Annotated in this window: 11 protein-coding genes; 9 read left to right on the top strand and 2 right to left on the bottom strand. The window is 61.8% G+C overall.

Features of this window, described 5'->3' with window-relative positions:
- Window positions 1-2: 2 nt before the first annotated feature.
- The 6 genes from EOA49_RS15015 to EOA49_RS14990 all read left to right on the top strand — a co-directional run bounded on the left by EOA49_RS15015 (window position 3) and on the right by EOA49_RS14990 (window position 9,042).
- The gene (locus tag EOA49_RS15015) at window positions 3-2,918 is read left to right on the top strand and encodes a glycosyltransferase (RefSeq protein ID WP_127240129.1); all 2,916 of its coding nucleotides are present in this window, start codon (window positions 3-5) and stop codon (window positions 2,916-2,918) included.
- A 65-nt stretch (window positions 2,919-2,983) separates the two neighbouring features.
- Complete coding sequence (locus tag EOA49_RS15010) at window positions 2,984-4,108, top strand: glycosyltransferase family 1 protein (protein ID WP_127240130.1); 1,125 nt, start codon at window positions 2,984-2,986, stop codon at window positions 4,106-4,108.
- Window positions 4,105-5,223, top strand: a complete 1,119-nt coding sequence (locus tag EOA49_RS15005; protein WP_127243226.1) for a glycosyltransferase — start codon at window positions 4,105-4,107, stop codon at window positions 5,221-5,223. Before EOA49_RS15010 ends, EOA49_RS15005 begins: the two co-directional genes overlap by 4 nt.
- Before the next feature lie 244 nt (window positions 5,224-5,467).
- Window positions 5,468-7,504 carry a nucleoside-diphosphate sugar epimerase/dehydratase gene (locus EOA49_RS15000; RefSeq protein WP_164747050.1) on the top strand — a complete coding sequence of 679 codons (2,037 nt, stop codon included), beginning with the start codon at window positions 5,468-5,470 and terminating at the stop codon, window positions 7,502-7,504.
- Window positions 7,505-7,590: 86 nt separating this feature from the next.
- Window positions 7,591-8,502 carry a glycosyltransferase family 2 protein gene (locus tag EOA49_RS14995; protein ID WP_245460660.1) on the top strand — a complete coding sequence of 304 codons (912 nt, stop codon included), beginning with the start codon at window positions 7,591-7,593 and terminating at the stop codon, window positions 8,500-8,502.
- Between the two features lie 45 nt (window positions 8,503-8,547).
- Window positions 8,548-9,042, top strand: a complete 495-nt coding sequence (locus tag EOA49_RS14990) for a sugar transferase (protein ID WP_127243227.1) — start codon at window positions 8,548-8,550, stop codon at window positions 9,040-9,042.
- Here the strand turns inward: EOA49_RS14990 and EOA49_RS14985 are convergent.
- On the bottom strand, window positions 9,030-9,965 hold the full coding sequence (locus EOA49_RS14985; protein WP_127243224.1) for an NAD-dependent epimerase/dehydratase family protein: 936 nt from the start codon (window positions 9,963-9,965) through the stop codon (window positions 9,030-9,032). The two genes, EOA49_RS14990 and EOA49_RS14985, sit on opposite strands and share 13 nt — an antisense overlap.
- On the bottom strand, window positions 9,962-11,251 hold the full coding sequence (locus EOA49_RS14980) for an O-antigen ligase (protein ID WP_127241326.1): 1,290 nt from the start codon (window positions 11,249-11,251) through the stop codon (window positions 9,962-9,964). Before EOA49_RS14980 ends, EOA49_RS14985 begins: the two co-directional genes overlap by 4 nt.
- A gap of 456 nt (window positions 11,252-11,707) precedes the next feature.
- On the opposite strand from EOA49_RS14980, the gene cysD reads away from it, so the two are divergent.
- The 3 genes from cysD to EOA49_RS14965 form a co-directional block, all read left to right on the top strand.
- The gene (cysD, locus tag EOA49_RS14975; RefSeq protein WP_066997810.1) at window positions 11,708-12,613 is read left to right on the top strand and encodes a sulfate adenylyltransferase subunit CysD; all 906 of its coding nucleotides are present in this window, start codon (window positions 11,708-11,710) and stop codon (window positions 12,611-12,613) included.
- A 2-nt stretch (window positions 12,614-12,615) separates the two neighbouring features.
- Entirely contained in the window at window positions 12,616-14,553 is a 1,938-nt protein-coding gene (gene cysN / locus EOA49_RS14970; RefSeq protein WP_164746867.1) for a sulfate adenylyltransferase subunit CysN, read from the top strand.
- Window positions 14,554-14,563: 10 nt separating this feature from the next.
- Window positions 14,564-14,828 (top strand): inositol monophosphatase family protein (locus EOA49_RS14965; RefSeq protein ID WP_281058454.1); only part of this gene is annotated, 265 nt, incomplete at its 3' end.

Below are 14,828 nucleotides of genomic sequence, written 5' to 3'. Positions count from 1 at the left end.
CAATGCGCATCGTTATCGACATGCAAGGTGCGCAGGGGTCGAGCGCCAAGCGTGGCATTGGAAGATATACGCTGGCGCTCGCGCACGCACTAATCAAGAGCGGCCGGCATCATGAAATTCTGCTCGCTCTGAACGGTGCCAACACCGAACTAACCTTGGATATTCGTTCCGAATTTGCGGGGATCCTCCCGGAAGAAAACATTAAGGTTTGGCATACTCCTAAGAATGTTTCCGAGCTCTTCGACGGCAAACCATGGCTCCGAACATCTGCGGAAATGCTGCGCGAGGCATTTCTGGCAAAGCTGCAGCCGGATGTTCTGCTCGTATCAAGTCTGTTCGAGGGACTCGACAGCAGCACGGTCACAAGCATAGGGCGGCTTACGACACGCATTCCGACCGCTGTCATCCTTTTCGATTTGATCCCTTATCTCCATCGCCTTCCGTATTTACAGAATCGAACCATCGAGAGTTGGTACGAACGGAAGCTCGATGATCTCCGTCGAGCCGATGCATGGCTCGCGATTTCAGAGGCAACGCGAAGTGATGCCATAAGATGGCTCTCCCTGCCGCGTGATCGAGTCGTCAATATATCAAGCGCAGTTGATGATTCCTTCAGAGTCGTTGACTTGGCTAAGGTCGACATAGAGCGGATCAGGGGAAGATATCGCCTGTTTCGACCCTTCGTGATGTATACGGGGGGTATAGACCATCGAAAAAACATCGAAGGGCTAATAAAAGCTTTTGCGAAGCTACCCAAGGACACGCGCAAAGCTCATCAATTGATCATCGTCTGCAGTATTCAGGACGACAGCAGGACGATGCTTTCCCATCTTGCCTCCAGCATTGGACTGGATAGCGACGAACTCGTGCTGACTGGATATGTCCCCGAAGACGACCTTATCGGGCTATACAATATGTGCTCTTTGTTCGTTTTTTCATCCACCTATGAAGGATTCGGCCTGCCAGTATTGGAGGCGATGCGGTGTGGCGCAGCAGTGATAAGTGCAGACACGTCGAGTATTCCGGAGATTATCGGTTGGGATGAGGCGATGTTCGATCCCCGCTCCGAGGACTCCATCTCGGCCAAGATGTTGAAGGCGCTTTCTGACGACGGCTTTCGATCGAAACTCATTGAAAATGGCTCTCGGAGGGTCAAGTCGTTTTCATGGAAAGCTACAGCTGCCCGTGCCTTGGATGCCATCGAGGAGCTACATCGCTCAACTGCAAAGAAAGCGCGCCATCACAGCGAAAAATCCAGGCCGAAACTTGCCTACTTCTCTCCCCTTCCTCCGGAACGAAGCGGCATTGCAGGTTTCAGTGTCGAACTGCTTCCCGAACTTGCGCGCCACTACGACATTGATGTGATCGTTGCACAAAAAAACGTGTCCGACACGTGGGTGCAGGCGAACGTGCCGGTCCGCAACGTCCAGTGGTTCGAAAAAAACGCCGCCTCCTACGGTCGAATCCTCTATCATTTTGGCAATTCGATGTTTCACGAGCATATGATCGATCTGCTCGAGCGATTTCCCGGCGTCGTTGTCCTCCATGATTTTTTCCTTAGCGGCCTGCACAAAGATCGGCAGATTCATGCTGGGGTGGAGAATGCTTGGAACCAGGAGCTCTTCCGCTCTCACGGATATCTCGCTATTTGGGAACACTTGCGAACGAATGTCGATGCGGTTCTGAAATATCCTTGCAGCCAGAAAACCGTGGAAAACGCCTCGGGCGTGATCGTGCATTCGACCTATTCCGCGAAACTTATCAGAGAGCACTACGGGGCTGCGTCCCAAATCAATATGCGGACCGTGCCACTCGCCCGTGCCGCTGTGCAACTCCCGTCGAAACAAAAAGCTCGAGCGGAGCTGGGGATCGACGAGGATGCCTTCGTTGTCTGCAGCTTCGGCATACTGGCGCCGACAAAGCTTAACCATCGATTGATGGATGCCTGGTCGGCATCTACCCTGTCCGGAGACGAACGTTGCAAACTTGTATTCGTCGGTCTTAATGGGTGGCCAGAATATGCGGCTCGCCTTGAGAAAAAGCAGAAGAAGCGACGCGCAGAAATTACTGGCTGGGTAAGCGAAGAGACATACCGGACATACCTTGCCGCGGCCGATGTCGCTGTTCAGTTACGGACAGATTCGCGCGGGGAGACCTCAGCCGCAATTCTCGATTGCTTGAACGCAGGCTTGCCGACGATCATCAACGCGAACGGATCGATGGCTGAGATCGACCCGGAAGTGGTCATTCAACTTGACGACATATTCATCGACAAGGATCTTGTCGATGCCTTGGACCGGTTGTTTGCAGACGCCGGCTTGCGAAGAACACTCGCGAAGCAAGCACAAGACTACGCTGCCATCCGCCATTCACCCCGCCTATGCGCGGACATGTATTCGGATTTCATTGAATCCGTCTACGAGGGAGTGTCGATGCAAGACGTCCTTGGAGCCGTCGCGGCGATTCCGGAAGCGCCGCGTGACGAGGAAGACCTCGTCACGTTTGCGGAGTCCGTCGATAAGTCGCTTCCCCGTATGGCACGATTGCCCAATCTGCTGATCGATGTCTCCGGCCTTGTTGTTGGAAAAGATCACATCAGGAAGCAGGAGTTAATAGGGGCCGTACGCGACCTTCTTCTTGACCCGACACGAGACCGCCGCGTGGAAACGATCTTTTTCGATTCCGACATCGGTCGATTTCGATACGCTCGCGATTTCACGTTCTCTATGTTGGGGTGTCCAATTGCGTTGGGGGAAGATGGGATTGTGGACGTTCGCAGCGGGGATATTCTCGTGGACGCTGATCCGTCGGTATCTAGCGCTGATGCACGTAGGAACGAAATTGTGTTAGTCTGGAAAGCTCAGGGAGTTAGTGTTGGGCATAGACTTGCTGAATGGGCAAAGCCAGCAGTTGCGTAATTCAGACGCAACTACGAATTTGCCTTCCTAAGTTCTTCTCTTCTGAACTCGGCTCTGAGAAATCGTTGAAAATCGCCATCGATGGCAGAAACCTCGCATCGGCCACCGATGGAATCGGCCGATTCGTGCACAATGCGATCAAGGCTCTGGCGGCGCAGGGCGCAGACGTTGCGGTCTATGCGCCGGATGCGGTCAGCGCGGGTTACGACATTCCGCCTGGCGTTTCCGTGCGGCTTGCCGGCTTCAAGGGGCCTCTCGCCAGGACCTTTTGGGGACAGTCGGTGCTGCCGTCGCTGACACGGCGCGACCGCGTGGAGGTTCTCTGGGGGCCTTCGCATCGGCTGCCTTTCGGGCTCCACAGCCGCATCGCACGCGTGGTCACGATCCACGATCTCGTCTGGCTGCATATCGCGCGGACCATGCGAACCCGCACCTGGATGGGCGACCGTCTGCTGATGAAGCCGGCGTTGCGGACCGCCGATGCTGTGGTCGCGGATTCGGCGGCCACGGCAACCGCGCTGGCGGCTGAATTTCCCTGGCTGAAATCGCCGGTCAGGACAGTGTTTCCGGGCACGGCCACGCTGCCGGCTCCCAGCGATGTTTCGAGCTTGGAGCCTCTCGGGATCACCAGGCCCTACGCGCTTTTTGTCGGCACGCTCGAGCCGCGGAAGAATCTCGCCAATCTAATAAGGGCCTACGGCCTGCTGCCGGCCGTTACCCGCTCGGGCTGCGACCTTGTCATCGTTGGCGGCAAGGGATGGAAACAGACGGGTCTGGCCGATTTCGTGCGCAGCAGCGGGCTCGAGACGAATATCAGGTTTACTGGCTTCGTCGACGACAGTGTGCTCGCAACGCTATATGCGAATTGCCTGTTCCTGGCGATGCCCTCGCTCTATGAGGGGTTCGGCTTGCCGATCGTCGAGGCCCACTCCTTTGGCAAGCCGGTGCTGACGTCGAACACATCGTCGATGCCTGAAGTCGCTGGGGACAATGCCGTCCTTGTCGACCCGAACGACCCGGCGGCGATCGCCGCGGCATTCGGCCGGCTCTCGATGGATGCTGAGTTTCGCAGCCAGATTGCCGCCGGCGCGCGCAACAATGCCGGGCGATTCACCTGGGAGAATCACGCCAGGGACATGCTACGGATCTTCGAGCAGGCCATCTGGCAAAGACGAAAGACCGACGCGTGAAAGTCCTGCATTTCTTCAAGACATACTGGCCGGACACGTTCGGTGGGGTGGAGCGGACCATCCATGCCATCGCCGAGAGCACGGCTCGGCACGGCGTCGAAACACAGGTGCTCTCGTTGAGTCGCACGCCGGAAGAAAACACGCAACGTCTTGACGGCCATGTTGCCCGCAAAGCCAGGTTGGATTTCGAGCTTGCGTCCACCGGATTTTCGCGCGAGGCCTTTCGTAAGTTCGGTACGCTCGCCAGACAAGCCGATCTGGTCCACTACCACTTTCCATGGCCGTTCATGGACGTCGTGCATTTTCACTCCCGCCACGGCAAGCCGGCTGTCGTCACCTATCATTCCGACATCGTCAAACAGAGGCTTATCCTGCCTTTTTACCGGCCCTTGATGATGCGCTTCCTCGGGGCTGTCGACGCTATCGTGGCGACATCGCCGAACTATCTCGACTCGAGTCCTGTTCTCAGAACATTCAGGGCCAAATCGAAGATCATCCCCATCGGCATCGACGAAGGCGCCTATCCAACGCCAAGCGCGGCCGACGACGTCTGGTGCCGATCGACGGTCGCGGAGCCTTTCGTGCTGTTCGTCGGCGTTCTGCGCTACTATAAGGGGCTGGATGTCCTGATCCATGCCGCCGGCCAGGCGCGGTGCAAGATTGTCATCGCCGGCTCTGGACCGGTCGAGCGCGAGCTCAGGCAACAGGCCGAGACGCTGGGCCGCGATAATGTGATTTTCCTTGGCGAGGTAGCCGAACCCCGCAAGATGGCTCTGCTACGCACCTGCCTCGGCTTCGTTTTCCCGTCGAATCAGAGGTCCGAAGCTTACGGTCTTTCACTCGCCGAGGCAGCCATGTGCGGCAAACCGTTGATTTCTTGCGAAATCGGAACGGGCACAAGCTATGTTAATGAAGCCGGCCGGACCGGGCTCGTTGTTCCGCCATCGGACCCGATACGCCTCGCCGAGGCCATCAACCGGCTGGTCGATGGGCCGACCGAGGCCGCAAGCTGGGGACGAGCCGCGCGCGATCGCTACGTTCGCCTGTTCACGGCGGAGAGGATGGGGAAATCCTATGCCGAGCTCTACCGCGAGCTCGGTGGCCGCAAAGGCTGAACAACAAGGCCGTGCACCATCCTGTTCGGTTTCAATGAAGATTCTATCATTTTACTTACCGCTGAGTTCATGACACTTGGTGGGTCGGTACTCGCCCAAAAAACCTCTAGCTCTCCCCCCAACTCCGCGCTAATGCCATAACCGGTGACGGGGCTGGGGATTTGCAATCTGGAGTGGCGGTGGACGGTGTTCTGTCCCGCGCCGTTCTGATAGTATTCCCGCGCCTGGAGTTCAGTACTACCCAATGACCGCCTATGTAGAAGCCGTATCGGGCCTGCGACCGAAGATGCGGCGCGCCATCATCATGGTCCAGGACCTCGTCATGGTCCTGATCGCGGTGGCGCTCAGCCTCACGCTCTCGCAGTCGCGGCTTTCCTTCGATGCGTTCTCCTCCGGCGGGCTGGCCTGCTGGGCGCTCATCGTGCTCCTCGCCCATCTCCTGTTTCGCACCTGCGGCCTCTACAGCACCGTCTGGCGCTTTGCCTCGACGCCCGACTTCTTCAACATCCTGAAGGGCTGCGGCAGCCTGACGGTGGTTCTCTATCTGGCCTCGATTGCCTACCGCTCCTTTTTCCAGCCGGTCGCCGGTCTCAACGAGCGCCAGTTCATCGTCTTCTTTCTGGTCTCCTTCACCATCATTTCGGCACCCAGGCTCTACTATCGTTTCCTGCGCGACGGCGCGTCCTGGCGCATCCTGCGCCGCGCCGCCGGCGATGCGTCGATCAAGCAGGCGCTGTTCATCGGCCGGCTGAGCGAGGCCGACGTGATCGTCCGCTTCACCCGCACGGCGGTGCCGGCCGAATATGCCATTGCCGGCATCATGGCCACGGAGGCCGGCGCGCCGCTCGGTACGCAGATCCAGGGCGTTCCGGTCGTGGCGCTGCGGCCGCGTCTGGTCGAGGTGCTGGAAGAGTATGTCAAGGGCACGGAAAACCTCGACCTTCTGATCTTCGGCAAGGGGGTCGAGCGCGAGATCGAGGACTATGCCGAGCTGGTGCGCGTCGCCCGCCACAGCGGCATCGCCGTCGTCCAGTTCTCCGGTCTTTCGGAGCTGGGGCAGGGCGGCAAGCTGGTTCTCGATGCCGTCGAGATGGAAACCATCATGCGCCGTTCGGCGGTCGCCACCGACATCGCGCGCATCGGCGTCTTCGTCGGCGGCAAGCGCGTGCTGGTCACCGGCGGGGCCGGCTCCATCGGCCGTGTGCTGGTCAAGCGCGCGCTGGAGCTCGGCGCCGAGGCGGTGCTGGTGGCCGACAATTCCGAGTTCGGCATCTTCCAGCTCGATCAGATCATCGACGAGAAAGACCGCGACCGGCTGGCAAGCCGCATCGTCGATGTCACCGACCGGCCGCACATGATGCGCCTCGTCAGCGAGTTCAAACCCGCCATCATCTTTCACGCCGCGGCGCTGAAGCATGTGCCGCTGCTGGAAGAGAACTGGGAAGCGGCGATCGAAACGAATGTCTTCGGCACGCTCGCCTGCGCCGAGGTCGCGGCCGAATGCGGGGTGCCGCAGTTCCTGCTGATTTCCAGCGACAAGGCCGTCGACCCGAGCTCGGTGCTTGGCGTCACCAAGCGCGCGGCCGAGCAGATCGTCTCCTCGCTGCATGAAACGCACGCCGCGCCGTCGCCTTTCCCTGCCGGCGGGCTGAACGGCCGCCATGCCGGCGTCCCAACTGTGCGTCGTCCCGGCACCAAATTCATCGCCGTGCGCTTCGGCAATGTCTTCGGCTCCAACGGCTCGGTGGCGACCATCTTCCAGGCGCAGATCGAGGCCGGCGGGCCGGTCACCATCACCGACCGGCGCATGACGCGCTATTTCATGACGGTGGCCGAGGCCGTCGATCTCGTCATCATGTCGGCCGCCGATGCCGAGCGGCGCCAGGGCAGGGACGACTACGCCATCTACATGCTCGACATGGGCAAGCCCGTGCCGATCCTCGAAGTCGCCGAAACCATGATCCGCATGGCCGGCAAAAGCCCCTATACCGACATTCCGATCCGGTTCACCGGCATCAGGCCCGGGGAGAAGCTGCACGAGGCTCTGCATGGCGAAGGCGAGGAGGTCGTCAAGCTCGACATCGCCAAGATCTTCGGCCTCAGGACCGACGTCGTCGAGTGGCCGAGGATCGAGGCCGCGCTGCCGGCGCTGGTGGCCGCGATACGGGACCAGGACAAGGCCGCGGCGCTCGCGATCCTGGCCGGGCTCTACCGGGCAGGGCAAGGCATTGGCGGCGCGCCCGATCGGGCGGTGCCGAAAGCGGCCGGACAGATCGGTTAGCCCTGTGCCGCCCTCCCGCAATTGGCTATTGAAGCCTGTTCAAATGCCCTGCGGGTTCTGAAGCAGTGACCGGAAATGATCAGCGCGTGGCCGTTCTCATGGGCACGAGGGATGGCGCCGCCTATATCGGCGATCAGTTGCAATCCTTGCTCGACCAATCATGGCCCCATGTCGATCTCTGGGTTTCCGACGACGGCTCGACGGACGCCACGCTCGCGATCCTCGATGCGTGGCGGTCCCGCTGGAACAAGGGCTCCCTTACCGTGGTGCAGGGCCCGCGAAACGGCTTCGCAGCCAACTTCCGCTCGATGATCATCGAGCCGCGCGTCGATGACGATTACTACGCCTTTTGCGACCAGGACGATGTCTGGGAGCCGGACCGGCTGGAGAGCGCCATTCGCTGGATGGAGACACAGGATATGGCAATGCCTGTCCTGTTCTGCTCGCGCACGGCGACCATTTCCGAGACCGGCGTCCCGGCCGGCCATTCGCCGCTGTTCCACCGCCCGCCATCCTTCCGCAACGCCCTGGTGCAGAGCATCGCCGGCGGCAACACCATGCTCTTCAACCGCGCGGCGCGCGACCTCCTGGCGAAGGCATCGGCAAGAACCGAATTCGTCAGCCATGACTGGTGGGCCTATCTCGTCGTGACCGCTGCCGGCGGCAAGGTCCGCTACGAGCCGCGGCCGCTGGTCAGATACCGGCAGCACGGGGCGAACCTGGTGGGCGCCAACGTCTCCTGGAGGGCAAGGCTTTCGAGGCTCGGGCGGCTGTTCCAGGGCCAGTTCGCCACCTGGACGGACAGCAATCTCAGAGGCCTTGCCGCCAACCGCGACCTCGTCACACGCGATGCAGCACGCTGCCTTCGCCTCTTCATCAGGGCGCGCAAGGGCAGTGCCCTCAGGCGCTTCAGCCCGCTCGGCAAAAGCGGCGTCTACCGGCAGACCCTGATGGGCACGCTCGGCCTCTACCTTGCCTTTCTTTGGCGGAGGATCTGAGCCGTGACGGCAAAGCGGGCTTTCGACGTGACTATCGCGGCCGTCATGCTGGCGGTTACGTCTCCCGTTGTGCTGATCGCCATGCTGGCGGTCAGGGCGACGTCGTCCGGACCGGCCATCTTTTCGCAGCCGCGCGTCGGGCGCGGCGGCGCTGTCTTTGCCTGCCACAAGCTGCGCACCATGCATCGCAACACCCCGTCCTTGCCCACGCACGAGGCGCCTGCCGGGTCGGTCACCGCGGTGGGCAGGGTGCTGCGCGCGACCAAGATCGATGAGCTGCCGCAGCTCTGGAATGTGCTCAAGGGCGAGATGAGCCTTGTCGGTCCCCGTCCGTGCCTGCCGACGCAAACGGAGCTGATCGGCCACCGGCGGCGGCTGGGCGTGCTTTCGGCGCTTCCGGGCATCACCGGGCTGGCGCAGATCAAGGGCATCGACATGTCCGATCCGAAACTCTGCGCCGAGACCGACGCTGCCTATCTGAAGGCCGCTTCGATCGGCCTCGACCTCAGAATATTGCTGGGGACATTCTACCGGGCCTGAGTGGCTTTCTTTCGCGCCAGTTCCTCAAGCCGGCCGAGCGTATCGGTTTCCGGCATCCAACCTTCCCCGGCCAGCAGTGACGGATCGCAGACCTGGGTCGCGGTCAAGGCTTGCCATGATGCCTGCCTGCCGAGCAGCCTTGCCGCCAGCCGCAGCGGCATCCCAGGCATGGGAAAAAGCCGCGGCGGACGGCCGAAACCACGCCGGAACGCGGCAATGATTTCGGACGTCGCAAGAGGGGCGGCGTTGCCCGCGACATAGGCCGGGTGGAGCGGTCCCGGACGGCTGACAAGGTGCAGCACCGCGCCCGCCGCGGTGTCGGACGCGATCAGAGAGCGCACACCCGCCAGCACGCCGGTCGGCAGCGGCAGGGCGGTGTCGGCAAGCCGCATCAGCGCTGCCATGTTGCCCCTCATGCTCTCCCCATAGACGGGCGGCAGGCGCAGTGCCGTGGCATCCGGGCGTCCGGCGTAAGCCTCGATCATCCTGATCTCGCCTTCCCGCTTGGAGCGGCCATAGGCGCATTGCGGGGCAGGGGCCATCGCCTCGTTGATCGTGCCGCTGAAGCCGGGACCCGCCACGGCCCGGATCGAGGAAAGATAGATGAAGCGCCCGCCGCAACCTGCAGCCGCGGCCTTGGCCAGCCGCGCGGTCAGCGTCGCATTGGCGGCCTGGTGGTCGGCGTCGCTGAAAGTCCGATCGTTGTTCAGCGCCGCGCAGTGGACGACATGGCTCACCTCGCGCATCAATGCCAGGAAGGCGTCGTCCGGCGCATCGGCGCCGGGCAGCGCAAAGACCTCGCCCGCAGCCTGCAGTCGTTCCGGCCGGCGGGACGCAATGCGCATGTCGAAGCCGGCCTGACGCAGCCGGCCGGTCACCTGGCGTCCGATCAGCCCCGTCGCCCCGGTGACCAGGACCTTCATGTTCGCCGGCCGGCGGCCGAAGGAATGGCTGCGCTCTTGCCGGTCGGCGGCACCGTTCGTCCGCAAGCCAGATAGGTTCCCGAAACCAGGAACACCATCAGCGTCGAATCGAGAAGGTCCTGACCGACCAGGATACCGGTCAGCCCGCCTATGAGATAGGTGACGACCGTGACGATGATCATCGTTGCGCCGAACCGTTCCGCTGGGCCGGCGCTGCGGAGCAGCGCTCTTGCCGCGTTCCAGGCCGCGACGACGAAGATCGCCGCCAAGGCGAACGCCCCTAGCAAACCGGCCTGCACCGCCGCGGTCAGAAAACCGTTATGGTAATGGTTGTAGCCTGCGTCCATGCCGAATTGATCGTGAAAACCCTGTTTCATCAGCGCCCGGCTGCCTGTGATGCCATGTCCGAAAATCGGAGCCTCGTGAAACGCCTTCGTGCCGATCTCCCACATCGCCACCCGCAGCCCAAGCGCCGTCGTATGGTCGTTCTTGGTGGTGAGCGCATCCAAGTCGCTGAAAAGGAAGTCAGCGCGATTGGCAATGACGGGAAACGCGATCGCGGCGAGCAGCAGGCAGGCGCCGCCGGCAATCAGCGCAATGCGCGCAAGTTTCAACCCGCTAAGCCGGCGCCGGTTGATCGAGAGCACGGCGATGCCCGCAAGCAGCAGCGCCAGCCAGATGATGCGGGAGCCCGAATAAAGCACAGCCAAGCTGCCCGCAAGCGCAGCGAAGGTCAGCAGCTTCCAGCGCTTTTCGATCCCCGACAGCGCGCCTGCGAGGCTCATCGCCGCGGCCAGGCAGGTCACCGTCGCGAATACGATTGCGTTCCCGGCACCGCCTTCGGCCCTGGTGCCGATCCAGTAATACTGAACGACGGCGAGCAGCAGCGCGCCGAAACATGCCGCGGCGCTCGCCAGCACGACGATGCGGACAAGCACTGTCTTTTCCGTGATGCTCCAGGTCGAATAGGAGATCGGAAAGAAGAGGAAAGTGATAAGCGGCAGGAACAACCGCAGATCCGCCGCCAGTGTGCCGTTGACGATCGAAGCAAGGACGATGGCCGCGCAATAGGCACAGATCGCCACCGTCATGGCCAGCATCGGCCGGTCGATGTTGAACTGCCGCCGTTTGATGGCGAGCAGAACCACGGACCAAAGCGCGCCGCCGTTGAAAACGAAGCTGACCACCGATCCCAGCACCGGCGGCGAGAAGAAGCAGACGATCGAGAAGTAGATGTTGATCTGTGTCGGCGTGAGATGTCGCCGAAGCGATGTAAACGGGTTCAATGCCTTGCTTCGCAATCTTCCAGGTTGTGCGCAGAACCCGCCGGGGTACCGAACAATTGGCCCTGACCGATCCCGTTCTGCCGCGCCTCGCCCCGTTCCCGCGCCGGTATAGCGGCTGGCTCCGATCTCCGATAGGGCGACCGAAGGATGTCCAGCCGAAAATCGGCGGCGTGGACGAAAGCTCTTGGAAGTCAACCTAGCCGATCGAAGCAAATAGGTTTGTTCGGCCCCTTTCAATTGCTCGGCTTGTCTGGGAGAATTTTCCGACTTATCAAGCTCACTTGGAAAATTCATTCCCAAAGCGCTGTGCCCGGCGCGGGTCTTGCGTTGTTATGGGCGATGGCGATCTGCTAGAACGCCCGCGACAAGGGTCCAGGGCTTGACGGGCTGTTTTAGCAAACCGCGCCAATCGCCTGCTGCAAGGCCTGGCCGGCACGAAAGAACGCTCAATAGCTTATGAATATCGCGCTCACCCATCTGCAGCGGCTAGAGGCCGAATCCATCCACATCTTCCGTGAGGTTGCGGCCTCTTTCGCCAAGCCGGTGATGCTCTATTCGGTCGGCAAGGATTCCTCGGTGCTGATGCATCTGGCGATGAAGGCCTTCTATCCCGCCAAGCCGCCATTTCCCTTCCTGCATGTCGACACGACCTGGAAGTTCCGTGAGATGATCGCCTTTCGCGATCAGATGGCGCAGAAGCTCGGCTTCGACCTGCTTGTTCATGTCAACGAAGACGGCGTGCGCGACGGCATCAACCCCTTCGATCACGGCTCGAACACCCACACCCATGTGATGAAGACGGTGGCTCTGCGCCAGGCGCTCGACAAATACGGCTTCGACGCGGCCTTCGGCGGCGCCCGTCGCGACGAGGAGAAGTCGCGCGCCAAGGAACGCATCTTTTCCTTCCGCAATGCCCAGCATGCTTGGGATCCCAAGAACCAGCGGCCGGAAATGTGGAAGATCTTCAACACCCGGATCGCGCCGGGTGAATCGATCCGCGTCTTTCCCCTGTCCAACTGGACCGAGCTCGACATCTGGCAGTATATCTTGCAGGAGAACATCCCGATCGTGCCGCTCTATTTCGCCAAGGAGCGGCCGGTCGTCGAACGCGACGGCATGCTCATCATGAAGGACGATGACCGCATGCAACTGCGCCCCGGCGAGAAGATCGAGAACCGTCTCGTGCGCTTCCGCACGCTGGGCTGCTATCCGCTGACGGGCGCCATAGAATCGGATGCCGACACGCTCGAAGCCATCGTCGGCGAGATGCTGACCGCCCGCACCTCCGAGCGCCAGGGCCGCCTCATCGACCGCGACGAGGCAGGTTCCATGGAAAAGAAGAAGCGCGAGGGGTATTTCTGAGCATGCGCCACATCCTGGCCAAGAGCCTCGCCCCGACCGATTCGATCCGCGACTACATGGCCGCGCAGGAGAAGAAATCGCTGCTGCGCTTTCTCACCTGCGGCTCGGTCGACGACGGCAAGTCGACGCTGATCGGCCGGCTGCTGTCCGATACCAAGCAGATTTTCGAGGACCAGCTCGCCGCGTTGGAGAACGATTCTCGCAAGCACGGCACCACCGGCGACGACATCGACTTCGCGCTGCTCGTCGACGGGCTGGAGGCCGAGCGCGAGCAGGGCATCACAATCGACGTCGCCTACCGCTTCTTCGCCACGCCAAAGCGCAAGTTCATCGTCGCCGACACGCCCGGCCATGAGCAATACACGCGCAACATGGCGACGGGCGCTTCGACCGCCGACGTCGCCATCGTGCTGATCGATGCGCGCCAGGGCGTGCTGCGCCAGACCCGGCGCCATTCGATCATCGCCTCGCTGCTCGGCATCCGCCACATCGTTCTTGCCGTCAACAAGATCGACCTCGTCGGCTTCGACAAGACCGTGTTCGACCGGATCGTCGCCGACTACGGCGAATTCGCGCAAAGCCTGGGCTTCAACAGTATCGTGCCGATTCCGATGTCGGCGCGCTTCGGCGACAATGTCACCAGCCGCTCGGAGCGCACGCCCTGGTATTCCGGGCCGTCGCTTATCGAGCATCTGGAAACCGTGTCCGTCGACGAGGCGGCGATCGAATTGCCGTTCCGCTTTCCCGTCCAGTATGTGAACCGTCCCAATCTCGATTTTCGCGGCTTTGCCGGAACCATTGCATCCGGTTCCGTTTCCAAAGGCGATGAGGTCGTGGTCGCCAAGTCGGGTAGGGCCTCCCGGGTCAAGCGCATCGTCGCGCATGGCGGCGACCTTGAGCAGGCTGTTGCCGGCCAGGCCATCACGCTCGTCCTCGAGGACGAGGTCGAGGTTTCGCGCGGCAACATGCTGGTATCGCCGGCCGCACGTCCGCAGGTCGCCGACCAGTTCGCCGCCAATCTGGTCTGGTTCGACGAGCAGGCCCTGCTGCCCGGCCGGTCCTATATCCTGCGCACCGAAACCGATCAGGTGAGCGCGACCGTCACCGATCTGAAATACCGCGTCAACGTCAACGATTTCGCGCATGAAGCGGCGAAGTCCCTCGACCTCAACGAGGTCGGGGTGTGCAACTTGTCGACCCGGGCGCCGATCGCCTTCGATCCCTTCGCCGAGAACCGCACGACCGGCGCCTTCATCCTGATCGACCGCATCAGCAACGCCACCGTCGGCGCCGGGATGATCCTGCATTCGCTGCGCCGCGCCGAGAACATCCATTGGCAATCGCTCGACGTCGGCAAGCGCGGCCGCTCCGACCTGAAGAACCAGCGCCCGGCGGTGTTCTGGTTCACCGGTCTGTCCGGTTCCGGCAAGTCGACGATCGCAAATCTTTTCGAGAGGAAGCTGTTCGCGTCCGGCCGCCACACCTACATCCTCGACGGCGACAATGTCCGCCACGGCCTCAACCGCGATCTCGGCTTCACCGACGCGGATCGGGTCGAAAACATCCGCCGCGTCGCCGAAGTGGCCAAGCTGATGGCCGATGCGGGCCTGATCGTCATCGTCTCGTTCATTTCGCCCTTCAGCGCCGAGCGGCGCATGGCGCGCGAGCTGATGGGCGAGGGGGAATTCGTAGAGGTGTTCGTCGACACGCCGTTCGAGGAATGCGCCCGCCGCGACCCGAAGGGCCTTTACGCCCGCGCCTTGAGCGGCGAGATCAAGAACTTCACCGGCGTCGATTCTCCCTACGAGACGCCGGAGAACCCCGAGATCCACCTCGAGACTCTCGGCAGGACGCCCGAGGAGATGGCGGAAGCCCTGGAACACTGGCTGACGGAGCGCGACGTTGCCGAAGAGCAGTATGACGATGGCGGCGGCATCTGACGACGCGGCAATGCTTGGCGTGTTCGAGCGCCTCGCGCTCGATGCCGGCCGTGCGGTGATGCGCGTTTTCCACGAAGGCTGCGCCGTCGATAGCAAGTCCGACTCCTCGCCGGTGACGGAAGCCGATCGCGAAAGCGAAAAGATCATCCTGGCCGGCCTGCGCACCGCTTATCCGGAGATCCTCTGCGTGGCCGAGGAGGAGGTTGCGGCGGGGGTTGCCCCCCCCGACCTCCACGGCGCCTTCTTCCTCGTCGATCCGCCCGACGGCACCAAGG

The sequence above is a fragment of the Mesorhizobium sp. M1A.F.Ca.IN.020.04.1.1 genome (assembly GCF_003997315.1).
In the GTDB taxonomy this organism is placed as follows: Bacteria; Pseudomonadota; Alphaproteobacteria; order Rhizobiales; family Rhizobiaceae; genus Mesorhizobium.
The sequence above is the reverse complement of the archived record's forward strand: the minus strand, read 5'-3'. Positions and strand labels throughout refer to the sequence as shown.